Genomic DNA, 26,863 nt, shown 5'->3' on the forward strand with positions numbered 1-26,863 from the left:
TGATGCCGGAAATACTGCCTGCGGGAATCGCCAAGCCGATACCCGCAAATTTGCGTCGACGTTCCCGTGGTGCGTTTGCGGGGCGTGGCGGTGCGTGGGTGATCGGTTTGTCGGTGCTGGTTTCGCTACTCGCACTGCTGCCGATTGCGTACGTTATCGGCGTGTCCTTGCAGACCGGCTGGGCGAGCGTTGTGACATTGGTGTTCCGCCCACGGGTTGGCGAGTTGCTGGTCAACACCGTGTTGCTGGTGCTGCTGACGATTCCGTTATGCATCGCATTGGGCGTGACGCTGGCGTGGCTGACGGAACGCACGAATCTGCCGGGACGGCGTTGGTGGTCGTTGCTGGCAACCGCGCCGCTGGCGGTGCCCGCCTTCGTTCACAGTTACGCGTGGGTCAGCCTGGTGCCGCCAATTCACGGGCTGTTCGCCGGCGTGCTGGTATCGGTGATCGCCTATTTCCCGTTTCTATATTTGCCGGTGGCGGCGACATTGCGCCGGCTCGACCCGGCCATTGAAGACGTCGCCGAATCCATGGGGCTCAAGCCCTGGGCCGTGTTTTTTCGCGTGGTGTTGCCACAACTGCGCCTGGCGATTTGCGGTGGTGCGTTGCTGGTCGGCTTGCATCTGCTGGCCGAATACGGCCTGTACGCGATGATCCGCTTCGACACGTTCACCACGGCGATCTTCGATCAGTTCAAATCCACTTTCAACGGCCCTGCCGCGCACATGCTGGCCAGTGTGCTTGCGTTGTGTTGCCTGGCCATGTTGACGGCGGAATCGGCTGCAAGGGGGACGGCGCGTTACGCCCGCGTCGGTTCGGGCAGTGCCCGTGAGCAACGGGTCGTGAGCCTGAAAACGCCGTCGACCCTTCTGTCCACAGCGTTGATGATTATGACCTGCATCCTTGCCCTGGGTGTTCCGCTGATCACGTTGGGTAAGTGGCTGATCGCCGGGGGCACGCAGGTCTGGGACCTGACCGAGCTGTTGCCTGCCCTGGAGCAAACGTTGTTGCTCGGGGTGACAGGCGCAGCGCTGACCACCTCTGCGGCGATCCCGATTGCCTGGTTGTCGATTCGTTATCCCGGTCGCCTGCAGCGTGTGCTGGAAAGCTGCAACTACATCACCAGTTCCCTGCCCGGCATTGTCGTGGCACTGGCGTTGGTGACAGTCACCATCCACTTTGCCCGACCGATCTACCAGACCACGATCACCGTGCTGCTGGCCTATCTTTTGATGTTTTTGCCACGGGCCCTGGTGAGTTTGCGTGCCGGTATCGCCCAGGCACCGGTGGAGCTGGAAAACATCGCCCGCAGCCTTGGGCGTTCACCCGCCCGCGCGCTGTGGTTGATCACCTTGCGCCTGGCTGCACCGGGCGCTGCCGCTGGTGCAGCTTTGGTGTTCCTGGCAATCACCAATGAACTGACCGCCACCCTGCTGCTCGCCCCGAACGGCACGCGCACCCTGGCCACCGGGTTCTGGGCGATGACCAGCGAAATCGATTACGCCGCCGCAGCCCCCTATGCCCTGTTGATGATCATATTGTCGCTGCCGCTGACCGGGCTCCTTTATCACCAATCGAAGAAAACGGCGGGCCGATGAACACGCTCGAACTGCACTCACTGAACAAAACCTATGGCACCCATCGTGCCCTGCACAACGTCAGCCTGTCAGTGCCCAGCGGCAGCCGCACCGTCATTGTCGGCCCCTCGGGGTCTGGCAAAACCACTTTGCTGCGAATGATCGCAGGCTTCGAATTCCCCGATTCCGGACGTCTGTCGCTCAACGGCCAGACCCTGGTCGACAACACGCACGAAGTACCGGCGCACCAGCGCCTGATCGGCTACGTGCCGCAGGACGGTGCACTGTTCCCGCACATGACGGTGGCGGCCAACATCGGCTTCGGCCTGTCGACCAAGGGCTCGGCCCGGCAGCATCGCATCGATGAGTTGATGGACAGCGTGGCGCTGGATTCGAACATGGCCGAGCGCTGGCCCCACGAATTGTCCGGTGGTCAGCAGCAACGTGTGGCACTGGCCCGCGCCTTGGCACAGCAACCGCGACTGATGTTGCTGGATGAGCCGTTCTCGGCACTCGATACCGGTTTGCGCGCCGCCATGCGCAAAATGGTCGCACGATTGCTCGAAGACACCGGCGTCACCGCCATTCTGGTCACCCATGACCAGAGCGAAGCTTTGTCATTCGCCGATCAGCTGGCAGTGATGCGTCACGGTCAACTGGTGCAATCGGGGCATCCGCTGGACCTCTACCGTTACCCCGAGGATGAACAAACCGCGCTGTTTCTCGGCGATGCCGTGGTCATGCCGGCGCGCATCGAGGCCGGCTGGGCCCATTGTGATCTGGGGCGAATTCCGGTCAACAACCACCGCAACAACAACTCGGCGCAGATCATGCTGCGGCCTGAACAGCTGCAACTGCTCAGCATCCTGCCCAGCGATGCAGAGGTTGCCGGTTGCCGTGCGGTCGTCACCGACCGGGATTTCAGCGGCAATACCTGCACCCTGACCGTGGAGCTGCAGCCTTTGGCCAACAGCGAACAATCCGGTCGGTCATTGCTGGTCCGCAGCTCCGGCATGTATGCGCCGCCCGCCGGCAGCACGGTCCAGGTCTCGACCATCGGCCACGCCCACGTCCTGAGCGAGGTTTGATCGCCGCGCTTCAAAGGTCGAAGCGATCGACCGCCCGGCGCCGTTCATTGTCATCACGCACGTCGTAATTGGCCGTGGTCTGGATGTTGCTGTGGTGGGCCAGTTTCTGTGCAATCGACAAATCGTGCTCTTCGATCACCCGGGTAATGAATGAGCGCCGGAAATCGTGGGGCATGATTTTCACCCCGACCTGGGCGCCCCGTTGCCGCGCGATGTAGTAGATCGCATGTTTGGTGATGCGCTCGCGGGTGATGTGGCTGCCACGGCGAATGCGGTTGAACAGGAACGGATCGTCCTCCTCCCCCTCCTTCAACATCGAACGACGCAATTCCAGCCAGGCTTCAAGTTTGGCGAACGCCCAGGCCGGTGCGTACTTGATCAGCTGTTTGTTGCCCTTGGCGGTGACGCGCAGGCTGCGCTCAGCGAAGTCGACCTGGTTGAGCTCCAGGTTCACCGATTCCGATTTCCGCATCCCCGAACCGTACAAAATCCCGATGATCGCCGCGTCACGCAGGCCTTGTGGCCGTGGGTCGGCGGCGCAGACCGCCATCAACTCCTGGATCAGTGACCGCCTGAGATTGCGCCCCTGGGACAGTCGCGTCCCGGCGATGCCCTTCACCGAACGCATCTTCAGCAGGTGTTCCTGGGAAATCAGGCTCATGCGCCACGCTTCGTTCATGACGCCGCGCACCGCATTGACGTACAGCGAGGAAGTGTTCGGTGCGTAGCCATCCTCACGCAGGGTCGCGACCAGCGCGATCACGTCTTCAGGCTGCAGGTTGTGCCAAGGGATCTCCTCGATATCGATATCTTCGAAGCCCAACCGGTCGGCAGCGTCCTGCAACACATAACGCATGGTCAGTTGGCTGGACGGCGCGAGTCGCGCCAGATACACGGTGAGCGGGTTGACGGAGGGATTACGTAAATCAGCAACGGGTAACTCAATCAAACGAACGGCCTTGAAATAGATAGGTGTAACAAAAGACAAAAAACGGAGTGGGTTCAGCGATGGCCGCTACGCTGCCGGTCATGGCCGGGAAAGTCAACGCCGTGGCGCCCCGACACGACCGACGTGATAGATGAACTGCAACATGGCTTTGCTAATTGTGGTCGCAACGGATCGCGGCAGGAGCAAACCATGAAAATCAGTGTATTTGGTAGCGGTTACGTGGGCCTGGTGCAGGCGGCTGTCCTGGCTGAAGTCGGGCATGACGTGGTTTGCATGGACATCGACGAGAAAAAGGTCGAATGGCTGCAACAGGGCCACGTGAGCATTTTCGAGCCGGGGCTGGCCAGCCTGGTGCGCGAAAGCCTGGACGCCGGACGGCTGCAGTTCACCACCGACGAGAAGTTCGCGGTGCAGCATGGCCAGGTGCTGTTCATCGCGGTCGGTACACCGTCCAGGGAAGATGGATCGGCGGATCTGCGCTACGTGATGTCGGTCGGCGAAGCGGTGGCACGGCATCGTGAGCAACCGGTGATTCTGGTGGAAAAATCCACCGTCCCCGTGGGCACTGGCGATGCCCTGCGCGCGCACATCGACAAATGCCTGATCGCGGTCGGCCGCTTGTTGCAGTTCGATATCGTCTCCAACCCGGAATTTCTCAAGGAAGGCTCGGCCGTGGCCGACTGCCGACGCCCGGACCGTATCGTGATCGGCTGCGAGCGCGAAGACGTGCGTGATGTGATGCGCGATCTGTACTCGCCCTTCAACCGCAATCATGAACGCATCATGTTCATGGACCTGCGCAGTGCCGAACTGACCAAGTACGCCGCCAACTGCATGCTGGCGACCAAGATCAGCTTCATCAACCAGATCGCCGAACTGGCTGAACACCTGGGGGCCGACATCGAATCGGTGCGCCTGGGCATCGGCGCCGATTCGCGAATCGGTTACCACTTCATCTATCCCGGCTGCGGGTATGGCGGTTCGTGTTTCCCCAAGGACATGCGCGCCCTGATCCACAGCGCCGAAGAAGCCCATTGCTCAAGCGATCTGTTGCAAGCGGTCGAAGCGATCAACCAGCGGCAAAAACACAAACTCTTCGAGCGCATCAACGCGTTTTACCAGGGGGATTTGCGCGGCAGGACCTTTGCCGTGTGGGGCCTGGCGTTCAAACCGAACACCGATGACATGCGCGACGCACCGAGCCGGGTGTTGCTCGAATCCTTGTGGGCGGCCGGGGCCAGTGTGCGTGCGTTCGATCCGGAAGCCATGCAGGAAACCCAGCAGCTGTATCCCGACGAGTCGAAACTGATGCTCATGGGCACACCGGAATCGGTGCTCTCCGGCGCCGATGCGCTGATCATTTGCACGGAGTGGCAGCAGTTCAAGGCGCCGGACTTCAACCTGCTCCAGCAGCGGCTCAACGCCCCGGTGATCTTCGACGGCCGCAACCTCTACGACGCCGATCGCCTGGCGCGCAACGGCTTCAAGTACTTCCCGATAGGCCGTGGCGAGTCACGCAAGCTACCGATTCCGTATCAGCAGTGGTCGGCGGCTTCGGTGGTGGCATAAGTCTGGTCAGGATAATCATTAAACCTGTGGCGAGGGAGCTTGCTCCCGCAGGAGTGCGCAGCAGTCCCTTCTCGGGGCCGCTACGCAGCCCAGCGGGAGCAAGCTCCCTCGCCACGGGTTCCGTGTTGCGTTTACAGTAGCGTCCGGGATTGGGCTGAAACCGGCTCAATCGAATAAGGACATTCCCCGTGGTCAGTTACTCCCCGCTTATCCGCCGTTTGCTGATCTGCTCGCTGACCATTGTCGTCAGCCGCGCCATCACCAGCCCGCTGCTCACCCTGTTTGTCAGCGACAAACTCGACCTCAACCAACAAGACGTTGGTCTGCTGCTCGGCATCGCCGTATTCGTCGCCACCCTGCTGTCGCTGTACGGTGGCTACATCATCGATCGCTTCGAAAAGCGCCGGCTGCTGATCCTCGCCATGCTTTCCAGCGCCATCGGTCTGGTGTTGCTGACGTTTGCCGAGAACCTTTACCTGACCACGGCGACTTTGATCGTCACTGAAACCGCTTCGTCGCTGTTTCTGATCGGTTCGAAAGCGATCCTCAGCGACAATTTGCCCGTGGGCCAGCGCGCCAAGGCGTTTTCCCTGAGCTATACGTTGACCAACATCGGCTACGCGGTCGGGCCGATGTTCGGTGTGTTGATTGCCGGCAGCTTCACCAGCGCGCCGTTCCTGGTCGCAGCGGCCATCGCGCTCTTCAGTATTTTCCTGATGACCGGAATCCCGAAAGAGTCTGCGCGAGCACCTGTTGCGGTGCAGGCTCAGACGTTTCTCAAAACCCTGATCACCCTGAAAAACGACCGCACCTTGATCCTGTTCACCGCAGGCTGCCTGCTCAGCACGGTGGTACATGGCCGGTTCACGTTTTACCTGTCGCAGTACCTGTTGGTGACCAGCGACGCGCAACACACCATGGAAATCATGGCCGCCCTGCTCGCCTGCAACGCCATCAGCGTCATCGCGCTGCAATACCAGATCGGACGTTTCCTCAAACGCGAGCACTTGCGGCAATGGATCGTCGTGGGCACCGGCCTGTTCATCCTCGGCCTGATCGGCTTCAGCCTGGCAGACAGCGTAGTGAGCTGGTGCGTGGCGATGTTCATTTTCACCCTCGGTGAAATCATCATTTACCCGGCCGAATTCCTCTTCGTCGACACCCTCGCACCGGACGAATTACGCGGCAGTTACTACGGCGCACAGAACCTGGCGGCGCTGGGCGGCGCATTGAGCCCGGTGATTTGCGGCTTCCTGCTGATGCACACCCCGGCGCCGACCATGTTCTATGCGATGAGCGCGCTTGCGGCGCTGGGTGGACTGCTGTGTTTCATGAGCGGTCGAGGCAAGTCGATACAGCAAAATTAATGCACTGAAAGCGCATTAATATGAATTTGTCAGCATCAGGATTGAACGGCAAACTGTGCCCGTTCCTCCCCCAATAGTTGGAACAACTTCAAGGGCTTTCTGGGTTTCCAGGCTAAGTCCTTTTTTTCATTGATTTTTTCTGGAGCACTTTCGAAATGTTTGCCCGCTGGTTGCCTGCCGCCATCAATACCCGACCCACTGAATGGAGCCGTGCCGCCATCGGCATGGCGCTGGGGACGCTGCTCAGCGTCTGGCTTTGCAGTCAGGTGTTCGGCATGCAAGTGGCGCAACATTTGATCGGCCCGCTGGGCGCTTCGGCGGTGTTGCTGTTCGCCGTGTCCTCCGGCGCACTTGCGCAGCCGTGGTCGATTATGGGTGGCTACCTGTGCGCCGGGGTCCTCGCATTGCTCGTCGCTCACTTTCTGGGGCGCACCCTGGGCACGGCGTGTCTGGCGGCGGGCATGGCGCTGATTCTGATGTGCTGCCTGCGTTGCCTGCATCCGCCGGCCGGCGCGTTGGCGCTGATTCTGGTATTGGCCGATCCGGCGACCATCGCCATGGACTGGAAAGCCCTGGCGCCGGTGATGCTCAGCGCAGCGACGATGCTGCTCAGTGCCTTGGCCTATAACAACCTGACACGGGTTCGTTACCCCAAACGCACCAGTGAATCGGCGGTTGTGATCCCGGCCGACCACCCACCGGTCGACAGTCAGGCCATCACCGCCCAAGACCTGAAACAGGCGTTGGCAGACATGGAAGCGTTCTTTGACGTGACCCCTGAAGACCTCGAACAACTGATCCATGCCAGCGAGTTGCACGCCCGCCGCCGCAGTGTCGGCGAGGTGTTGGCGCCGCGGCTCTGATCCGCATTGCCGGCCAGGTTGTTTTGCTGTGACAAGATGCTTCTGGCATCCTGCGCGTCCAATTTCTGACCCGGCCCGCCTTCTGGCACGCAAATCACCATGACCGCCTCCGAAAAAGCCCCCGCTCCACGCCACAATGATCTGATCTACGGCCTCGACGACCGCCCCCACCTGACCGCCACGGTGTTCGCCGCCCTGCAGCACGTGCTGGCCAGTTTCGTCGGCATCATCACGCCAACGCTGATCATGGGCAGCGCCCTGGGCCTGCAAAGCGAAGTGCCCTACCTGATCAGCATGGCGCTGTTTGTCTCCGGCCTTGGCACCTTCGTTCAGGCGCGGCGCTTCGGCCCGATCGGTTCCGGTCTGTTGTGCCTGCAAGGCACCAGTTTTTCGTTCATCAGTGTGATCCTCAGCGCCGGCTTCATGGTCAAGGCTCGGGGCGGCGGCACCGACGAAATCCTCTCGACGATCTTCGGCGTGTGCTTTTTCGCCGCTTTCATTGAAGTGGCGTTGAGTCAGTTCATCGGCAAACTGCGGATGCTGATCACCCCGGTCGTGACGGGCACCATCATTACCCTCATGGGTTTGTCGCTGATCAAAGTGGCGATGACCGACATTGCCGGCGGCTTCGGCGCGCCTGACCTTGGCGCCGCGATTCATCTGGCGCTGGCGGCACTGGTGCTGGGCACCATCGTGGTATTGAACCGGGTGGACGTGCCGTTCTTGCGCCTTGGGGCGATTGTGATCGGTCTGACGCTAGGCTATTTCGTGGCATGGCTGATGGGCCAGGTGAATTTCTCCAGCCTGCCCGACGTGCCGCTGATGAGCGTTCCGGTGCCGTTCAAGTACGGATTCTCCTTCGATTGGGTGGCGTTTGTGCCGGTGGCGGTGATTTTCCTGGTCTCGCCCCTGGAAGCCGCCGGCGACCTGACCGCCAACTCAATGATCTCCCGGCAACCGGTCAAGGGGCCGGTCTACATCCGCCGGATCAAATCCGGCCTGCTCGCCGACGGCCTCAACTCGGCCATGGCCGCCGTCTTCAACAGCATGCCGATGGTGACCTTTGCCCAGAACAACGGCGTGATCCAGCTCACCGGCGTCGCCAGTCGCTATGTGGCGTTCTTCATCGCTGGCCTGCTGGTGGTGCTGGGATTGTTCCCGATGATTGGCGCGGTACTGCAACTGATGCCCAAACCGGTACTGGGTGGCGCCGAACTGGTGATGTTCGGCACGGTGGCCGTGGCCGGAATCAAGATCCTCGCCGAAGCCGGCCTGCATCGGCGCAACATGCTGATCGTGGCGATATCCCTCGGCATGGGCCTGGGCGTGGCCGCCGTTCCCGAGGTGTTGCGCGAACTGCCGATGGCGCTGCACAACATTTTCGAGTCGCCCATCACGGTCGGCGCGCTGTGCGCTATCGTTCTGAACATCTTCCTGCCCGAAGAATTCTTCGAGCTGGAAGAAGACGAATTCGACCCGGAAGCCTCGGTGCTTCAGGTCATGCAAAACCCGGATGTGCCCGCCAAGGATGAACCCGCCAAGCCTGCGGTGGTCGCACAGTAGAGCCGCTGGACACTCAAGGACTGAGCCGGCGAAATCACTCTACGTCGTTGAGGATCAAGCTGCGGTAATGCCCGGGATTGGAACCCGACCATTTGCGAAAGGCCTTGTAGAACGAGCTGGCATCGGCGAATCCCAGGCGTGTGGCGATCTCGGCGAAGCTGATGGTCGGCTCGGCCAACCAGACAATCGCCAGTTCCTTGCGCACGCTGTCCTTGAGACCTTGATAGGTCTGCCCTTCTTCGGCCAGTCGACGGCGCAAGGTCGAGGCCGACATGCACAGGCGCTGCGCCAGGGCCTCGGTTTCCGGCCAGTGTTCGGCGGGCAATTGCCGAAGATCCTGCTTGATGCGGCTGGCCAGGCTGTCAGGATCACGGTACTTCACGAGGATATTGGCCGGTGCATGGGCCAGGAATCGCTTGAGTTCCTCGGGGCTGCGCTTGATGGGTGAATCCAGGCAATCGGCGGAAAAAATCATCCGCGTGCGCGGGCGGTCGAACCGCAGATTCTGCGAGAACATCACCTGGTAGTCATCGCAGAAGTCCGGCTGCGCACAGCGCAACTCGATGGCCAGGATCGGTATCCGCCGCCCCGCCAGCCAGCAGGCAACGCCGTGCACGATCATCCAATAAGTGAAATAGGTGAAGGCCCGGCGCGGGTCTTTGTCGTCTTCCAGCAGCACGATTTCCGCCAGGCTTTGTTGACGCACCAACTCGGCGGGCAGGTGTTCAAGCATCAATGACAGGAAACTCAAACCGCTGGTGAGGCCCGCTGCCAGATTCGGCTGGACCATGGCGCAGCGACAGAGGAACTCCAGGCTGCCGGATTTGAGTTTGCGCGGGTCCATGCCAAAAAACTCATCGTCCCCTCGCCGTGCCAACAACCGCCACAGACGCGCATAAGCGGTGGCCGGCACGCGACCATTGGCACGGTCCATCAGCAGCGGATCAATGCCGACCTTGCTCAACACTTCTTCAGTGGCAATACCCGGGGCGCAGCTTTGCATCAGCGCTTCACGCACCAATTGCATAGAGATAGTGTCTTTTTCCGACATTGACCGAAGCAAGCCCTGTTGTTGTTTTGAGTGGTGGGCATATTAGCTGAAACCACCCAGTCAACGCAGATCCCTTATGGGAGTGAACGTGGTCGCTCCCATAAGGGATTGGGGCCAAGCGTTACAGGATGCGGTAGAGCAAACGCTCGATGCGCACACGGCTGACGCGCTTGAGGAACTTGGCCACGCCCGCCGGGTATTCGGCGAGGGTTTCCAGGTCCTGGTAGCGTTCGATGCGTCGGGTGTGCTGGAAGATTTCGGTCAGCTCATTGTGTCGAGGCCCCAGCAACTGGCTTTGCGGATCATCGATCAGCAAGGCGTTTTCCAGGTCGAGGCGAAAAGCTCGTGGGTTGAGGTTGTTGCCGGTCAGCAAGGTGTAGCGCTGATCGACCCACATGCCTTTGAGGTGATAGGTGTTGTCGCCATCGTGCCACAGATGCAGGTTCAGCTGGCCGCTGTCGATGTTGCGCTGATGGCGCTTGGCAAACCGGCGCAGGCTGATCTCGTACAGGTACGGCAGCGCAGCGATCACCTTGAACGGCTCGCTCGGCGGAATATAGAAATCGTTGGCGGTCTTGTCGCCGACCACGATGTCGATCTTCACACCTCGCCCCAATGCCCGGTTGATTTCCCGGGTCACGGCCAAGGGCAGGTTGAAGTACGGCGTGCAGATGGTCAGTTGATGCTGGGCACTGGCGATGAGCTCGCAAATCACCCGGCTCAGCGGGTTGTTCTTGCCGACGCCGAGCAACGGGCTAACCGTCAGACCCGTCTTGATCGTGGTGCCTGCCGTGGTGTCGTAGGCCGCGTGCTTGAGGCGGCTGCGCAGGTCGCCGATGTCATTGCGCAGGCTGCGGGTGGTCGGCAGGTTCGGCAGGTCGAGGCGATGCACCGCTTTGGAGGCCACCAGACCGTGTTGAACCAGGTGATGCATCGAATCCGCCAGTTCACGGCTCTGGATCAGGTGATAACGGTCGTAGCGGTATTTGTCGAACTTGTGCAGATAAACGTTGTTCAGGCTCGCGCCGCTGTAGATCATGCAGTCATCGATGACAAAACCCTTGAGGTGCAACACGCCGAACAGCTCGCGGGTCTGCACCGGTACCCCGTACACCGGCACAACACTGGCGTGGGTGCGGGTCATTTCCTGATACCAGGCCGAGTTGCCCGGCTGCTTGCCGGCACCGATCAGGCCACGCTGGGCGCGCAGCCAGTCGACGACCACCACCACGTCCAGTTCCGGCCGCGCCGCTTTGGCGGCGTGCAACGCATCGAGAATTTCCTGGCCGGCTTCGTCTTGTTGCAGGTACAGCGCAACGATGTAAATACGCTGTGTGGCACTGGCGATTTTTTCCAGCAGGCAACGACGAAACTCGGCAGCGCCGGAAAGGATGCTGACGGCATCGGCAGCCAGCGGAAAACTGCGCAATTTTGGCAGCAGGGAGCGTTTGAAAAGCAACGGCATAGGGCTCGCAAAGGGTCGAATCCGAAGAACCCGAGAGCTTACACCATCGATGGGGTTGGGTCTTGTTACTGTCTGTAATGCAGCCATCGCGAGCACAAGGTAACTCGGCGTTCCGGGCATTTGTGTTCAACCACAATCACCTGTAGAAGCGAGCCTGCTCGCGATGGCGGTGTGTCTGGCGGTATTTCTGTTGGATGTGCAGGTCTCATCGCGAGCAGGCTCGCTCCTACAGGGTTACTGGGTGTGACGGGGATTTGTGTCTGACCACAATCTTCTGTAGGAGCGAGCTTGCTCGCGATGGCGGTGTGTCTGGCGGTACTTCTGTTGGATGTGCAGGCCTCATCGCGAGCAGGCTCGCTCCTACAGGGTTGCTGGGTGTGACGGGCATTTGTGTCTAACCACACATTGGTTTTGTGTTGGGCAGGCGGGTAATATGTCGGCCCTTCCCTGCAGCCTTTTCTGCACCCGCCGAATAAGCCGATCCCATGCCTTTCGAACTCAGTGTTGACCTCTCCACCCTGGCCATTCTGGCCCTTGTCGCTTTTGTTGCCGGTTTCATCGATGCCATCGCCGGTGGTGGCGGTCTGCTGACGACCCCGGCCCTGCTGACGGCCGGCCTGCCACCGCATCTGGTGCTGGGCACCAACAAGCTCAGTTCGACCTTCGGCTCAGCCATCGCCAGCTTCACGTTTTACCGCCGCAAGCTGTTCCATCCCGCGCAATGGGTTCACGCCATCGTCGGTACCTTGGTGGGTGCACTGCTCGGCGCCATCGTCGCGCATTACCTGCCGGCGGAATGGCTGAACAAGATGCTCCCGGTGATCGTCTTCGCCTGTGGCGTTTATCTGTTGTTTGGCGGCACACCCAAGGCACCGCTGGACAGCAACGCACCGATCAAGAAAAAGTGGCAATCGACCCAAGGCTTCAGCCTCGGCTTCTATGACGGCGTGGCCGGTCCGGGCACGGGCGCGTTCTGGACCGTCAGCAGCCTGCTGCTCTACCCCATCGACCTGGTGAAGGCCAGCGGCGTGGCGCGCAGCATGAACTTCGTCAGCAACGCAGCGGCGCTGTCGGTGTTCATCTTTTCCGGTCAGGTGGACTGGATCATCGGCCTGTGCATGGGCTCGTCGCTAATGGTCGGCGCATTCTTCGGCGCCCGCACCGCCATCAGTGGCGGCGCGAAGTTCATCCGCCCGGTGTTCATCACCGTGGTGCTGGCCCTGACCGTCCGTTTAGCCTGGCAGCACTGGTTCAGCGTGGCCTAAGCGCCGCGCCACATAGACGTCGATCAGGTAACGGGCAATCGAGCGTGACGCTGGCAACGGCGGCAGCGCATGTACGTTGAACCACTGGGCATCTTCGATTTCGTCTTCCTGACAGACGATCTCGCCCCCGGCGTATTCGGCATGGAAGCCGAGCATCATCGAGTGCGGAAACGGCCAGCACTGGCTGCCCAGGTATTGGATGTTCTTGACCTCGATGCTCACCTCCTCGCGAACCTCGCGGATCAGGCAATCCTCGGCCGACTCACCCGGCTCGGCAAACCCCGCCAGTGTGCTGTAGACCCCCGTGACGAAACGCGGTGAACGCGCTAGCAGGATTTCATCGCCACGGGTGACCAGCACGATCATGCTCGGCGAAATGCGTGGATAACTGCGCAAATCACACGGCTGGCAATACATCGCCCGCTCCCGCGGCACTTGCGACATGGCCTGCCCGCAATTGCCGCAGAAACGATGCTCGCGAGCCCAGGTGCCGATCTGCGCGGCGTAACCCAGCACTTTATAAACCGTGTGATCGCCGTCGAGCATGAACGCCCGCAAACCTTTCCAGTTGCAGCCCGGCACTTCGCTGTGGCTGCGCAGTTCCAGCAGGTAGACCGGCTCGCCATCCAGATGACCGATACCGTGCTCCGCCAGAATCGACAGGTCCTGACGCTTGAGCCATTCCCGCGGGAACAACGCGCCATTGTCGTCGAACAGAAAGCCTTCGGGGCTGCGTGCGACGGCCCAGCCGCCGGGTTGGTCAGTGTCCAGTACTGCGGTGGTCCAGCGAGCGATCATGGTCAATCAATCCAGGAATTCAGGTTTCTGTTTGCTCATATGGGCGGCCATGGCCACGCGCAAATCGGTGGATTGCAGCATGGCGGCGTTCCAGGTAGCGACGTATTCGAGGCCGTCATCGATGCGGTGATCGCGCATGTAGCTGATCATTTCCTTGGTGCCGGTGACGGCTATCGGCGACTTGGCGGCGATTGTGTGGGCAATGCCCATGACACCGTCGAGCAGGCTGGCGGCGTCGCTGTAGACGCGATTGACCAGGCCCATGTCCCGCGCTTCGTCGGCACCGAAGGTGCGCCCCGTGTAAGCCAATTCACGCAGCATGCCGTCCCCGATGATTCGCGGCAAGCGTTGCAGCGTCCCGACGTCGGCGGCCATGCCGATGTCGATTTCCTTGATCGAGAATTGGGCGTCCTCTGCGGCATAACGCATGTCGCAGGCGGCAATCAGATCGATTGCACCGCCCAGGCAATAACCCTGAATCGCCGCGATCACCGGTTTGCGGCAGTTATCGACGGCATTGAACGAGGCTTGCAGGTTGAGGATCTTGCGCCGCAGCAGGCGTGCGTTGCGCCCTACGTCCTTGCCGAGCTCGTTGGCCACACCGGCCAGCATCATCAGGTCGATACCCGACGAAAAATGCTTGCCCGCCCCGCTGAGGACCACCACGCGCACTTCATCGGTGTCGTCGATCCATTGGAAAATCTCGACGATCTCGCTCCAGAACGCAGCGTTCATCGCGTTGATCTTCTCCGGACGGTTGATCTGCACATGGGCGATTTTATCAACCAGCTCGACGTTGAACGCAGTGTACTGAGACATGCCAATGATCCTTTTGCGGGCAAAAATGAGGCCCGAACTATACAAGGCACCAAGGTGGGGAGTAAGGCAGTGGTTCGGCCAAATGCGGGACTCGCACGAGACGCACCATTACAGTGCATTACCGGAAAATCATGTCGCACATTTATGTGACTGCACGGTGACTTTTTGAGGCCGAAACGCAAAAAAAGCTGCACTTCGTCGGGGCGTCCGCACCGTGATCAGGCACGTTCGTACCGCCTTAAACCGATTGTCGAACAATTTTGCCATCAGCCCTCAGACGCTCTAAGTTCTGGCCTAGACTCATTTTCTCAAGATGAGACCGGTCGGTCACAAAGCGGAAAAAAAATCGAAACTTTTGCCATTCCCGATCGGTCATCTGAAAAGAAGGTGCGTTGCGACTGGTGCAATCTTTGCAATGGCTCATTCACCCCTTTTGCTTCAACGCATTGGGCAGCGCTTGCTCACTGATGCGTAGCGCGTTCGCGCCCGGCCACGGGAATTGGCCATGGAACACCGTTTGCCAGACCTAAAAATTAGATCAACAACACGGGAGATTCATATGATCAGTACGGCTTTGGAGATACAGGGAGAGCGTCCTCATCAGGTTGGCGAATCGAGCGCCGTTACTGCCGCCAATACTCAACCGATCAACGTCCCCGTCACCAAGACGTTGGCGCCGGTGGTCAGCCAGAACCCCAACCGCAAGAAAGTCCTGTTCGTCACCTCGGAAATTGCCGATCTGGTGAAGACCGGTGGCCTGGGCGACGTGTCCGCCGCACTGCCGCGCGCCTTGGCCCATCTGCACGATGTGCGGGTGTTGATTCCCGGTTATCCGCAGGTGCTGAACAGCGAAAACCCGATTCATGTCATCGGTGAGCTGGGTGGTCACGCGGCGCTGCCACCGTGCAAGGTCGGGCGCATGGACATGCCCGACGGTCTGGTCATTTACGTGTTGATCTGCCCCGAACTCTACGAGCGCGAAGGTTCTCCCTACGGCGCCAACAACGGCCGCGACTGGCCGGATAACCATATCCGCTTCGCCCGTCTGGGCCTGGCCGCTGCCGATATCGCCGCCAACCTGGCGCAAATTCACTGGTGCCCGGACCTGGTGCATGCCCATGACTGGCCGGCTGGCCTGGCCCCTGCCTATATGCACTGGCGCGGACAACGCACCCCGACGTTGTTCACCATCCATAACCTGGCGTATCAGGGCGTGACCAGTCTGGGGTCGTGCCCCGAACTGGGCATCCCGCACCACGCGCTGCAACAGGAAGGCATGGAGTTCTACGGCAAGATGTCGTTCCTCAAGGCCGGCATGGCCTATTCGAGCCACATCACCACGGTCAGCGCGACCTACGCACAGGAAATCACCACCCCGGATTTCGGCTGCGGTCTCGACGGCTTCCTCGCCGCCAAGACCCAGCAAGGTTTACTGAGCGGTATTCCCAACGGCATCGATGAGAGCTGGGATTCCGCCACCGATCCACACCTGTTCTGCCCGTTCGGCATTGGCGAATGGGAAGGCAAAGCCGTGAATGCCGCCCACGTGCGTGAGTTGTTTGGTCTGGAAGACTCCCAGGGCCCGCTGTTCGCCGTGGTGTCGCGACTGGTTTACCAGAAAGGGCTGGACCTCACCGAAGCGGTGTCCGAGTACATCGTCAAAAACGGCGGGCAGATCGCGATCATCGGCCGCGGCGAGCCGGAAGAGGAGCAGGCCATGCGTGAACTGGCCCTGCGCTTCCCTGGGCAGATCGGTGTGCGCATCGGTTTCAACGAAACCGATGCCCGCCGCATGTTCGCCGGCAGCGATTTCCTGCTGATGCCATCCCGCTACGAACCGTGCGGCCTGAGCCAGATGTACGCCCAGCGCTTCGGCTCATTGCCGGTGGCGCGCAATACCGGTGGCCTGGCCGACACCATCGAAAACGGCGTGACCGGGTTCCTGTTCGACGAATCCACGGTGGCTAGTTATCAAGAGGCGTTGAGCCGGGCGTTCAAGGTGTTTGCCTTCCCGGACCTGCTGAACGCCATGCGCTGCCGGGCAATGGCGGCGCCGTTCAACTGGTGCAAAGCGGTCGAACCCTACGCCGAACTCTACGAACAGCTTGTGGCTAAAGCGTTGGGGAAATCGAACAAACAGTAAGAGGCCAGGAAAAATGCCGTTTCGGACCCTTGAGACCTGGCCCCACGGCGCGATCATGCTGGACACAAACCACACGCAGTTTGCGTTGTGGGCGCCAGATGCGTTTTACGTCAGTGTCGAACTGGAAAATGGACAGTCCTTGCCGTTGCTGCCTCAGGCCGACGGCTGGTTCGTGATCAACACCCGATGCCCGGCGGGGACGCGTTACCGCTTCTGCATCGATGGTGAGTTGGAGGTGCCCGACCCGGCCTCCCGCGCCCAGGCGGGCGATGTTGACCGCCACAGCGTGGTGGTCGATCCGCTGGTTTATCAGTGGCGACACGCGGGATGGCGCGGGCGACCGTTGAACGAGGCCGTGATCTACGAGTTGCACGTCGGTGCGCTCGGCGGCTTCGAGGCCGTCGAGCAGCATCTGGCGCGGCTGGTTGAACTGGGTGTCACCGCGATCGAACTGATGCCCGTGGCGCAGTTCCCCGGCGAGCGCAATTGGGGCTACGACGGCGTCCTGCCCTTTGCACCTCAGGCCTCGTATGGTTCGCCGGAGCAACTCAAGCACTTGATCGACAGCGCCCATGGTCATGGTCTGGCGGTGATTCTCGACGTGGTCTACAACCACTTCGGGCCGGATGGCAACTACTTGCATCACTACGCCAAGGCCTTTTTCCGCGACGACAAGCACACGCCCTGGGGCGCAGCCATTGATTTCCGTCGTCGTGAGGTGCGGGACTTCTTTATCGAAAATGCGTTGATGTGGTTGCAGGTGTACCGTTTCGACGGTTTGCGCCTGGACGCCGTGCACGCCATCGATGACCCGAACGTGCTTCAGGAACTGGCGCAACGGATACGACAGCAGACCGATCCTGCGCGCCATATCTGGTTGATGCTGGAAAACGAGCACAACGAGTCCAGCCTGCTGGAGCAAGGTTACGACGCACAATGGAACGACGACGGGCACAACGCCTTGCACGTCTTGCTGACCGGAGAAACAGACGCCTACTACGCTGACTATGCACACAACCCTACTGAACAGCTGGCGCGCTGTCTGACCCAGGGTTTCGTGTTCCAGGGTCACCTCAACCGTCATGGTGTACCGCGTGGCGAGCCCAGCGCACACCTGCCGCCCAGTGCGTTCATTCTGTTTTTGCAGAACCACGATCAGATCGGTAACCGCGCATTCGGCGAACGCCTGCATCAACTGGCCCATCCGCAGGCGTTGCGGGCAGCCACGGTGTTGTTGCTGTTATCGCCGATGATTCCGCTGTTCTTCATGGGCGATGAATACGCAGTCGAGCAACCCTTCCTGTTTTTCACCAGCCACAACGGCGAGTTGGCGAAGCTCGTACGCGAAGGACGTCGCAACGAATTCGCCGCGCTCAGCGCGTTCGCCGATCCGCAGCAGCGCGAGCGTATTCCCGATCCCAATGCGCCACACACCTTCGAGGCCTCCCGCCCGGTGATGCCAACGACCGTTGATAGCGCGATGTACGACCTGTATCGCCAGCTGTTGCAGATCCGCCATCGACACATCACCCCGCGCCTGTCCGGCACTCAGGCGCTGGACGCCAAAGTATTGGGCGATGGCGCAGTCAGTGCGTCCTGGCGCCTGGGCGATGGCAGCTTGTTGCGCATTGACCTGAACCTCGGCGAAAAACCCGTGTTCCACGCCCCACAAGCCAGCGCTGAGCTATTGTTCGAACATCCGCCCCGATCCGCCACCTTGCTGGATCAAGGCACCCTTGCCCCCCATTGCGCGCTCGTCAGCCTTTCGGCCGCAGCCCCTTTGCTACCCCTTACGGAGAGCGTCCATGAGTGATGCGCAACTGGAAATCCTGGCCAGCCGGGCCGGCCTCGCGGTCGATTGGATCGATGCCAATGGCCGCGCACAAAAAGTCGCGCCCTCGGTACTGCGTAACGTACTGACCGGCCTCGGACACCCCGCCGGCAGCGCTCAGGAAATCGACGCCAGCCTGCTGGAACTGCAAGCGGCGCAACAGGCCTCGCACCTGCCGCCCTTGATCACCGCCGACGTCGGTGTCGGGCTGAATCTGGCGCGTTACTTTGCACCTCAGACCCCTTGCGAAATCCATCTCGAAGACGGTTCGCGCCTCAACCTGAAACTGGATGCGGACGCGGTGTTGCCGGGGCTTGTCCCTGTTGGCTATCAGCATGTCAGCATCGATGGACAAACCTTTACCCTCGCGGTGGCCCCGGCCTGTTGCTACAGCGTGGCCGACGCGGTCGACAGCCCGATCCCGCGGGCCTGGGGCCTGGGCGTGCAACTCTATAGCTTGCGTCGACAGGGCGATGGCGGTTTCGGCGACACCCAGGCGCTGGAAGACCTTGCCCGAGTGGCCGGCGAACGCGGTGCAGATGCGCTGGCAATCAGTCCGCTGCACGCGATGTTCTCCAGTGACACCCAACGCTACAGCCCTTATTCACCGTCCAGCCGTTTATTTCTCAATAGCCTCTACTGCGCACCCGGAGCGATTCTGGGTGAGCGCGCTTTGCGCACCGCCATCGATGCCACCGGCCTGGCCGATCAGTTGAAGGCGCTGGAAGACCGCCCGCTGATCGACTGGCCGACCGCCGCCGAGGCCAAACACCGGATATTGCAGGCGTTGTACGAAGGTTTCGTTCAGGGCGAGCACCCGTTGCACGCCGACTTCGGCAGTTTCCGCCATGCCGGTGGCGAAGCCCTGGAAAACCATTGCCGCTTCGAAGCCATTCAAGAAGCGCGTGCCGCCCGGGGTGAAAACCTCGACTGGCGTCAATGGCCCGAGCAGTGGCGCAATCCACGCAGCGCCGCGTTGGCCGAATTTGCCGAAGAAAACGCCGGCCGCATCGGTTTTTTTGCATTCTGCCAATGGTTGATCACCCGCTGCCTGGAGCGAGCCCAAGCCGCCGCCCGCAGCAGCGGCATGAACATTGGCTTGATCACCGATCTGGCGGTCGGCGCCGACGGTGCCGGCAGCCAGGCCTGGAGTCGCCAGGACGAACTGCTCGCCTCACTGACCGTCGGTGCACCGCCGGACATTCTCAACCGCAACGGTCAGGGCTGGGGGATTTCCGCGTTCTCCCCGGAAGGCCTGATGCGCAATGGCTTCCGCGCGTTCATCGAAATGCTGCGGGCCAACTTCGCCCATGCCGGTGGCTTGCGCATTGACCACGTCATGGGCCTGCAACGCCTGTGGGTCATTCCCAACGGCTCGCCGCCCGCCGACGGTGCCTACCTCTATTACCCGGTGGACGACTTGCTGCGTCTGTTGACCCTCGAATCCCATCGTCATCAGGCCATCGTGCTGGGTGAAGACCTCGGCACCGTGCCGGAAGGACTGCGGGAAAAACTCATCGCCCGCTCGATGCTCGGCATGCGCGTGTTGTTGTTCGAGCAAGACAACACCCACTTCAAACCGATTCTCGACTGGCCGGACAACGCCTTGGCGACCACCAGCACCCACGACCTGCCGACGCTCAACGGCTGGTGGCATGGTCGCGACATCGACTGGAATGCACGGCTCGGCATGGTCGATGCCAGTGGTGAAATTGAATGGCGCCAACACCGCGAGCGCGAGCGCGAAGGGCTGCGCCGGGCCTTGAGCCAGGACCCGCAGAATTTTCGGGAAGAGTCGCACGAGACCGATCAGATCCTCGATGCCAGCGTGCGTTTCCTCGGCCACACCCGTGCGCCGCTGGTGCTGCTGCCGCTGGAAGATGCGCTGGGCGTCGAGCAACAGGCCAACCTGCCCGGCACCATTGATGCGCACCCCAACTGGTCGCGACGGCTTGCCGGCTATAGCGAAGCCCTGCTCGACGGCCCGGACGCTGCCCGGCGCCTGGAGCTGCTCGCCTGCGCGCGCCTGCAAGCCGCCGAGCGTGATCGATGACAAAAACGCTGACCCCGACGCTTCGCGCCACCCTGCGGCTGCAATTTCACAAAGGCTTCACGCTTGACGATGCGGTGCCGCTGGTGCCGTATTTCGCCCGTCTGGGCATCAGCCATGTCTACGCCTCGCCTCTGCTGCGCGCTCGCTCGGGTTCAATGCATGGTTATGACGTGGTGGACCCGACCCGGGTCAATCCGGAACTGGGCGGTGAAGTGGCGCTGCGGCGCCTGGTCAGTGCCTTGCGCGAACACAACATGGGGCTGATCCTCGACATCGTCTCCAACCATATGGCGGTGGGCGGCGCTGATAACCCCTGGTGGCTGGACCTGTTGGAATGGGGACGGCTGAGCCCCTACGGCGAGTTCTTCGATATCCAGTGGCACTCACCCGATCCGCTGATGGAGGGCCAATTGCTCCTGCCGTTCCTTGGCAGCGATTACGGCGTCGCCCTGCAGGACGGAACCCTGCCGATACGCTTCGACGCCTGGCACGGTGCGTTCCATGTTGAACACTACGACCACCGGTTTCCGATTTGCCCCAGCGATTACGGTGAATTGCTCAGGACCGATGCGCCACTCGAGGCACCACAGGCCGAACAACTCAAGACCCTGGCCGACCGATTCAGCAGCCTGAGTTACCAGACCGATGCACACAGTCTGGCGATCCCTCTGAAAGCCGAGCTGCGGGATTTGGCCAGCGACCCGCTGATTGCCCGCGCCCTCGAAGAGCACCTCAAGCGCTACGACACCCAGACTGCCGAGGGTTTCCAGCGCCTGCACAACCTGCTGGAACGCCAGAGCTATCGCCTGGCCAGTTGGCGCACCGCCGCCGATGACATCAACTGGCGGCGTTTTTTCGACATCAACGAACTGGGTGGCCTGCGTGTTGAACGTCCGGCGGTGTTCGAAGCGACCCACGCGAAAATCTTCCAGCTGGTGGCTGAAGGGCTGATCGACGGGCTGCGCGTCGACCATATCGACGGCCTCGCCGACCCTCGGGGTTATTGCCGAAAGCTGCGTCGACGGGTCGACAGTTTGTCGGCGGGCCGGCACTTGCCCATCTACGTCGAAAAGATCCTTGGCGAAGGTGAAACCCTGCACCGCGACTGGTCGGTGGATGGCACCACCGGTTACGAGTTCATGAACCAACTCTCGCTGTTGCAACACGATCCACTCGGCGAACAGACGCTCGCCGGGCTTTGGCAGCGTGACAGTGAACGTCCCGCCGATTTTGCTCAGGAGGCTCTGCTGGCGCGACAGCAAATCCTCAACGGCTCCCTCGCCAGTGACTTTGAAAGTGTCGCCCAGGCCTTGCTGCAAGTGGCCCGGGACAACCTCATGACCCGCGACCTGACCCTCGGTGCGATTCGCCGGGCGTTGCAGGCGTTGATCGTGCATTTCCCGGTGTACCGCACCTACATCAGCGCTGAGGGTCGCTCCGGGCAGGATGAGGTGTTTTTCCGGCAGGCCATGGAAGGTGCGCGACCAACCCTTGGCGAAGGTGACTGGCCGGTGCTCGATTGCCTGGCGGGCTGGCTTGGGGGAGAGTCTTGGCGGCGACGCCCCGCCGGGCGCGAGCGCAAACGCCTCAAGCACGCCTGCGTACGCTTTCAGCAACTGACTTCACCTGCCGCAGCAAAAGCGGTGGAAGACACGGCGCTCTATCGTTCGGCGGTGCTGCTGTCGCGCAATGACGTGGGCTTCAGCACCAAGCAGTTCAGTGCGCCAGTCGAAGCCTTTCATCTGGCCTGCATCGAGCGCCGCCAAACCTTTCCCGACAATTTGCTGGCCACTGCCACTCACGATCATAAGCGCGGTGAAGACACCCGCGCGCGCTTGGCCGTGTTGAGTGAACGCAGCGTCTGGTATGCCGATCAGATCGGTTTGTGGCGCGCCCTCGCCCGCCCGCTACGCAACGACGATCAAATGCCATCGGCGGGCGATGAATTGATTCTGTATCAAGCCATTCTTGGGAGCTGGCCGTTGGAATTGCGGGCTGACGACCACGCGGCGCTGCAAGCCTATGGCAAGCGCCTGTGGCAATGGCAACGCAAAGCGCTGCGTGAAGCCAAGCTGCAAAGTAGCTGGAGTGCGCCCAACGACGCCTATGAACAAGCGACCGAAGACTTTCTCCAGCACCTGCTGCTGAGCCCGGAAGGTGAACCGCTGCGCACCGCCCTCGAAAAGGCTGTCCAATCAATCGCCACGCCCGCCGCCCTCAACGGTTTGGCGCAAACTTTGCTGCGCATGACCGTGCCTGGGGTGCCGGACCTTTATCAGGGCAATGACTTCTGGGACTTCAGCCTGGTCGATCCGGATAACCGCCAACCGGTCGATTACACCCGCCGCCAACAGGCGCTGCAGCAAACGGTTGACCTGCCCGAGCTGCGGGCGAACTGGCGTGACGGGCGCATCAAGCAGGCCTTGATTGCGCGCACGTTGAGCCTGCGTGCCGAACAGGCGCCGCTGTTTCGCCGAGGCACTTATCAGGCCTTGGAAGTGCTGGGCAGCCAGGCCCATCGCGTACTGGCGTTTGTGCGTGAACACGAAGGAACACGCGCCATCGTGATTGTGCCGATTCGTTGCGCGCCACTGCTGGGAAACAGTGCCGAACCACAGATCGACGCGCCGCTGTGGGGCGATACACGCGTCAACTTGCCATTCGCTGAGCCTGAGGAAAATCTGAAGGGACTTTTTTCGAGCGTCGCAGTCACAAAACACAGAGAGCTGATGATCAGCGCCGCGCTGGGGGATTTCCCGGTCAATCTCATTATTCAAAAGACCCACACTTGAGTTCAGTTCAGGAGCATTGCGATGAGTACCGACGATAAACGCATCCGCGAATTCGCTTATCAGATCTGGGAATCAGAAGGAAAACCCGAAGGTCAGGAAACCCGCCACTGGGAGATGGCCCGCAAGCTGGCCGAAGCCGAAGCCCTGGCCCCGAGCAAATCCCCCAAAGCCACCGGCAGCAAACCCGCCGTAAAGAAAACCGGCGACGGCAAGCTCACCGATGGCAAAGCGCTGAACGGCGCCGCACCAAAAGCCAAGGCCAAGCCTGTGGCGGCATCAAAAGTGATCCCGCCGGGGGAAAAAGCCGCCGAGAAAAAGCCCCGGGCTGCGCGAAAACCGCCCGCGGTCTGATTGACACAGCGTTGTTCCTGAATGACGCCGTGGCGGGCCCGCTCGCCACCGTGGTTACGCTCGTCCGAAAAAACCTGTAGGAGCGAGCCTGCTCGCGATCGCGGTTCAACATTCAGCCTCTGTGCAGGCTGACACACCATCGCGAGCAAGCTTGCTCCTACAGGTTAAACGTTTGCCGGAGATTTTATGACCAGCCCCAAGAAAGCCACCGCACCCGCTCCCCATGCCGAGGCCACGCGAATCCGCGAGGGTTTGCCCTTTCCGCTGGGTGCGACCTGGGATGGCCTGGGGGTCAACTTCGCGTTGTTTTCCGCCCACGCCACCAAGGTGGAATTGTGTCTGTTCGACGACACCGGCGAAGTCGAACTCGAACGCATCGAACTCCCGGAATACACCGACGAGATCTACCACGGCTACCTGCCTGACGCCCACCCGGGGCTCATCTACGGCTACCGGGTCTATGGCCCCTACGACCCGGCGAACGGCCATCGTTTCAATCACAACAAATTGCTGATCGATCCTTACGCCAAGCAACTGGTCGGCAAACTGAAATGGTCTGAAGCGCTGTTCGGCTACACCATCGGCCACCCCGACGCCGACCTCAGTTTCGACGATCGCGACAGCGCGCCCTTCGTGCCCAAATGCAAGGTGATCGACCCGGCGCACACTTGGGGCCACGACCATCGCGTCAGCGTGCCGTGGGACAAAACGATCATCTATGAAACCCATGTCCGCGGTTTCACCATGCGTCATCCGAGCGTCCCCGAGAACGTACGCGGCACGTTTGCCGGGTTGATGGTCGATGACGTGGTGGAGCACATTCGCAAGCTCGGGGTGTCGAGCGTAGAGTTGTTGCCGATTCACGCCTTCGTCAATGACCAGCACCTGCTGCACAAAGGCATGACCAATTACTGGGGCTACAACAGCATCGCCTTCTTCGCCCCCGATCCGCGCTACCTGGCCAGTGGCAAGATCGCCGAATTCAAGGAAATGGTCGCGCACCTGCACGAGGCCAATCTGGAAGTGATCCTCGACGTGGTCTACAACCACACCGCCGAGGGCAACGAGCAAGGCCCGACCCTGTCCATGCGCGGCATCGACAACGCGTCGTACTACCGCTTGATGCCCGACGACAAACGCTTCTACATCAACGATTCCGGCACCGGCAACACCCTGGACCTCAGTCACCCTTGCGTGCTGCAAATGGTCACCGACTCCCTGCGTTACTGGGCCACGGAAATGCACGTGGACGGTTTCCGTTTTGATCTGGCGACCATCCTCGGGCGCTACCACGATGGGTTCGACGAACGCCACAGCTTCCTCGTGGCCTGCCGCCAGGACCCGGTGCTGCGCCAGGTCAAATTGATTGCCGAACCCTGGGACTGCGGCCCCGGCGGCTATCAGGTCGGCGGATTTCCACCGGGCTGGGTTGAATGGAACGACAAATTCCGCGACACCGTCCGCGCGTTCTGGAAAGGCGATGACGGGCAACTGGCGGACTTCGCCAGCCGCATGACCGCCTCTGGCGAAATGTTCAACCAGCGTGGACGGCGGCCCTATTCATCCGTCAACTTCATTACCGCCCATGACGGTTTCACCCTCAACGACCTGGTGTCGTACAACGACAAGCACAACGAAGCCAACGACGAGGACAATCAGGACGGCAGCAACAACAATCTGTCGTGGAACCACGGCATCGAAGGCCCGACCGACGACCCCGAGATCAACGCCCTGCGTCACCGGCAAATGCGCAACTTCTTCGCCACCCTGCTGCTCGCCCAGGGCACGCCGATGCTGGTGGCCGGCGATGAGTTCGCGCGCACCCAGGACGGCAACAACAATGCCTATTGCCAGGACAGCGAGATCGGCTGGGTCAACTGGGACCTGAGCGAAGACGGCAAGGCATTGCTCAAGTTCGTCAAACGCCTGATCAAGTTACGCCAGACTTATCCGATCCTGCGCCGCGGGCGCTTTCTGGTGGGTAATTACAACGAGGACATCGGCGTCAAGGACGTGACCTGGCTGGCGCCGGACGGCACTGAAATGAACACCGAGCACTGGCACGATGCGCACAATCGCTGCCTGGGCATGCTGCTCGACGGGCGCGCCCAGGAAACCGGGATTCGTCGCAAAGGCGTCGACGCCACATTGATGCTGGTGGTCAACGCCCATCACGACATCGTCAACTTCCGGTTGCCGGAAGTGCCTGACGGCGGTTTCTGGACTTGCATGATCGACACCAACCAACCGTCGGTTCGCGGCCAGGAGCGCTTTGAATTCGGTCATGAATATTCGATCACCGGACGGTCGCTGCTGTTGTTTGAACTTCAGCGTGAGGAAGAAGAATAAAAGCGACCGGAGGTCCGGGAAAATGACGTCTCAGAGGGTTTCGCGACGCGACGAATAGCCATTCATGGACAATACTCGGTGACGCGGCAATCCAGGATCGGGAATGCCGTACAGGTCATCAACCAGCCTTCACGGGTCTGACGGGCAGGAGTTGAACAAGCACCGCGCATGACTGAAGGCCAAGCAGAACAAGGACGTAACCTCATGAAATCCGTATCTATCCTCGAAACCGCCGCAGCCGCCCAGATCTGGAACAGCGCGGCACAGCTGGACAACATCCCGGTCATCAATACCCAGTCCCTGGTGCCTGCCGGTGCGCGCGCCGTGTTCATTGCCCCGCACCCCGGTGATGAAGTCGTGACGTGCGGCGGCCTGCTGCAACTGCTCAGCCAACTGGGGCATCCCCTGCAATTGATCTCGATCACGGACGGCAGCGCCAGCCATCCGGGGTCTCAGCAATGGTCGGAAAAACGCCTCAGCGTTTTTCGCCCACAGGAAAGCGTCGAAGCCCTGCGGCGGTTGGGGTTGCCGATGCATAGCCTGAAGTGGATCCGCGGCGGTTTCACCGACAACGCCCTGGTTGAGCGCGAAGAACAGATCAGTCAGTTCATAGCCCGTTATTTGCGCCCCGGCGATGTGGTGTTCAGCACCTGGCGCGAAGACGGCAACGTCGACCACGACACTGTGGGTCGCGCCAGTGCAAAAGCCGCTGCCAGCATCGGCGCGTCATTCAACGAAGTTCCCGTTCGCGCCTGGCACTGGCCGGCACGGGATCGAGAACACATTCCATGGCATCGAGCGCGAAAGGTGCGTCTCGACACCTGGACCGTCGCCCGCAAAAGCCACGCCACCCACGCATACGCCAGCCAGCTCGAAGGCGAGCCCGCCCTCGGCCTTGCCCCCATGCTGCCGCGCGTGTTGCTCGAACGCATGCGTTTACCCTATGAAGTCGTCTTCATCTGAGCCC

The 26,863-nt window shown here is 61.0% G+C and carries 19 protein-coding genes; 14 read left to right on the top strand and 5 right to left on the bottom strand.

The features are described 5' to 3' along the window. Nucleotides 1-2: 2 nt before the first annotated feature. Together CKW19_RS23035 and CKW19_RS23040 are read left to right on the top strand one after the other, a co-directional pair. Nucleotides 3-1,601 carry an iron ABC transporter permease gene (locus tag CKW19_RS23035; RefSeq protein ID WP_095060089.1) on the top strand — a complete coding sequence of 533 codons (1,599 nt, stop codon included), beginning with the start codon at nt 3-5 and terminating at the stop codon, nt 1,599-1,601. Next, complete coding sequence (locus CKW19_RS23040; RefSeq protein WP_095060091.1) at nt 1,598-2,668, top strand: ABC transporter ATP-binding protein; 1,071 nt, start codon at nt 1,598-1,600, stop codon at nt 2,666-2,668. The genes CKW19_RS23035 and CKW19_RS23040 overlap by 4 nt, the downstream gene beginning before the upstream one ends. 10 nt (nt 2,669-2,678) lie before the next feature. Here CKW19_RS23040 and xerC read toward each other — a convergent pair whose 3' ends face one another. Beyond that, the gene (gene xerC, locus CKW19_RS23045; RefSeq protein ID WP_095060093.1) at nt 2,679-3,617 is read right to left on the bottom strand and encodes a tyrosine recombinase XerC; all 939 of its coding nucleotides are present in this window, start codon (nt 3,615-3,617) and stop codon (nt 2,679-2,681) included. A 189-nt stretch (nt 3,618-3,806) separates the two neighbouring features. Here xerC and CKW19_RS23050 point away from each other — a divergent pair, with 189 nt between their 5' ends. The 4 genes from CKW19_RS23050 (at nt 3,807) to CKW19_RS23065 (ending at nt 8,979) form a co-directional block, all read left to right on the top strand. After that, a complete protein-coding gene (locus tag CKW19_RS23050; protein WP_095060095.1) occupies nt 3,807-5,186 on the top strand; it encodes a UDP-glucose/GDP-mannose dehydrogenase family protein in 1,380 nt (459 codons plus the stop codon). A gap of 188 nt (nt 5,187-5,374) precedes the next feature. Then, on the top strand, nt 5,375-6,553 hold the full coding sequence (locus CKW19_RS23055; RefSeq protein ID WP_095060097.1) for an MFS transporter: 1,179 nt from the start codon (nt 5,375-5,377) through the stop codon (nt 6,551-6,553). Between the two features lie 155 nt (nt 6,554-6,708). After that, on the top strand, nt 6,709-7,416 hold the full coding sequence (locus tag CKW19_RS23060; RefSeq protein WP_095060098.1) for an HPP family protein: 708 nt from the start codon (nt 6,709-6,711) through the stop codon (nt 7,414-7,416). 99 nt (nt 7,417-7,515) lie between these two features. Beyond that, on the top strand, nt 7,516-8,979 hold the full coding sequence (locus CKW19_RS23065; RefSeq protein ID WP_095060100.1) for a nucleobase:cation symporter-2 family protein: 1,464 nt from the start codon (nt 7,516-7,518) through the stop codon (nt 8,977-8,979). A 34-nt stretch (nt 8,980-9,013) separates the two neighbouring features. Here the strand turns inward: CKW19_RS23065 and CKW19_RS23070 are convergent, their stop codons facing one another. Together CKW19_RS23070 and pssA are read right to left on the bottom strand one after the other, a co-directional pair. Beyond that, on the bottom strand, nt 9,014-10,030 hold the full coding sequence (locus CKW19_RS23070) for an AraC family transcriptional regulator (protein ID WP_095060102.1): 1,017 nt from the start codon (nt 10,028-10,030) through the stop codon (nt 9,014-9,016). Nucleotides 10,031-10,151: 121 nt separating this feature from the next. Then, nucleotides 10,152-11,495 carry a CDP-diacylglycerol--serine O-phosphatidyltransferase gene (gene pssA / locus CKW19_RS23075; RefSeq protein WP_095060104.1) on the bottom strand — a complete coding sequence of 448 codons (1,344 nt, stop codon included), beginning with the start codon at nt 11,493-11,495 and terminating at the stop codon, nt 10,152-10,154. A 485-nt stretch (nt 11,496-11,980) separates the two neighbouring features. Here pssA and CKW19_RS23080 point away from each other — a divergent pair, with 485 nt between their 5' ends. Beyond that, on the top strand, nt 11,981-12,760 hold the full coding sequence (locus CKW19_RS23080; protein WP_095060106.1) for a TSUP family transporter: 780 nt from the start codon (nt 11,981-11,983) through the stop codon (nt 12,758-12,760). On the opposite strand, the gene nudC is transcribed toward CKW19_RS23080, so the two are convergent. After that, entirely contained in the window at nt 12,728-13,558 is an 831-nt protein-coding gene (gene nudC, locus CKW19_RS23085) for an NAD(+) diphosphatase (RefSeq protein WP_095060108.1), read from the bottom strand. The two genes, CKW19_RS23080 and nudC, sit on opposite strands and share 33 nt — an antisense overlap. Before the next feature lie 6 nt (nt 13,559-13,564). Further along, on the bottom strand, nt 13,565-14,377 hold the full coding sequence (locus CKW19_RS23090) for a crotonase/enoyl-CoA hydratase family protein (protein WP_095060110.1): 813 nt from the start codon (nt 14,375-14,377) through the stop codon (nt 13,565-13,567). A gap of 559 nt (nt 14,378-14,936) precedes the next feature. Here CKW19_RS23090 and glgA point away from each other — a divergent pair. The 7 genes from glgA to CKW19_RS23125 all read left to right on the top strand — a co-directional run bounded on the left by glgA (nt 14,937) and on the right by CKW19_RS23125 (nt 26,859). Further along, nucleotides 14,937-16,520, top strand: coding sequence for a glycogen synthase GlgA (gene glgA / locus CKW19_RS23095; RefSeq protein ID WP_095060112.1), 1,584 nt, complete (start codon nt 14,937-14,939; stop codon nt 16,518-16,520). A gap of 13 nt (nt 16,521-16,533) precedes the next feature. Then, nucleotides 16,534-18,333, top strand: coding sequence for a malto-oligosyltrehalose trehalohydrolase (gene treZ, locus CKW19_RS23100; RefSeq protein ID WP_095060114.1), 1,800 nt, complete (start codon nt 16,534-16,536; stop codon nt 18,331-18,333). Beyond that, on the top strand, nt 18,326-20,404 hold the full coding sequence (malQ, locus tag CKW19_RS23105; RefSeq protein ID WP_095060116.1) for a 4-alpha-glucanotransferase: 2,079 nt from the start codon (nt 18,326-18,328) through the stop codon (nt 20,402-20,404). Before treZ ends, malQ begins: the two co-directional genes overlap by 8 nt. Next, a complete protein-coding gene (locus tag CKW19_RS23110) occupies nt 20,401-23,196 on the top strand; it encodes a malto-oligosyltrehalose synthase (RefSeq protein WP_095060118.1) in 2,796 nt (931 codons plus the stop codon). The genes malQ and CKW19_RS23110 overlap by 4 nt, the downstream gene beginning before the upstream one ends. A gap of 21 nt (nt 23,197-23,217) precedes the next feature. Continuing rightward, entirely contained in the window at nt 23,218-23,547 is a 330-nt protein-coding gene (locus CKW19_RS23115) for a DUF2934 domain-containing protein (protein ID WP_095060120.1), read from the top strand. A gap of 186 nt (nt 23,548-23,733) precedes the next feature. Then, nucleotides 23,734-25,896: a glycogen debranching protein GlgX gene (glgX, locus tag CKW19_RS23120; RefSeq protein ID WP_095060122.1), complete on the top strand. Its 2,163-nt coding sequence runs from the start codon at nt 23,734-23,736 to the stop codon at nt 25,894-25,896. A gap of 204 nt (nt 25,897-26,100) precedes the next feature. Beyond that, nucleotides 26,101-26,859, top strand: a complete 759-nt coding sequence (locus tag CKW19_RS23125; RefSeq protein ID WP_095060160.1) for a PIG-L deacetylase family protein — start codon at nt 26,101-26,103, stop codon at nt 26,857-26,859. Nucleotides 26,860-26,863: the final 4 nt, after the last annotated feature.

Origin of the sequence: Pseudomonas sp. Irchel s3f7 (assembly GCF_900187615.1) — a bacterium.
Lineage (GTDB): Bacteria > Pseudomonadota > Gammaproteobacteria > Pseudomonadales > Pseudomonadaceae > Aquipseudomonas.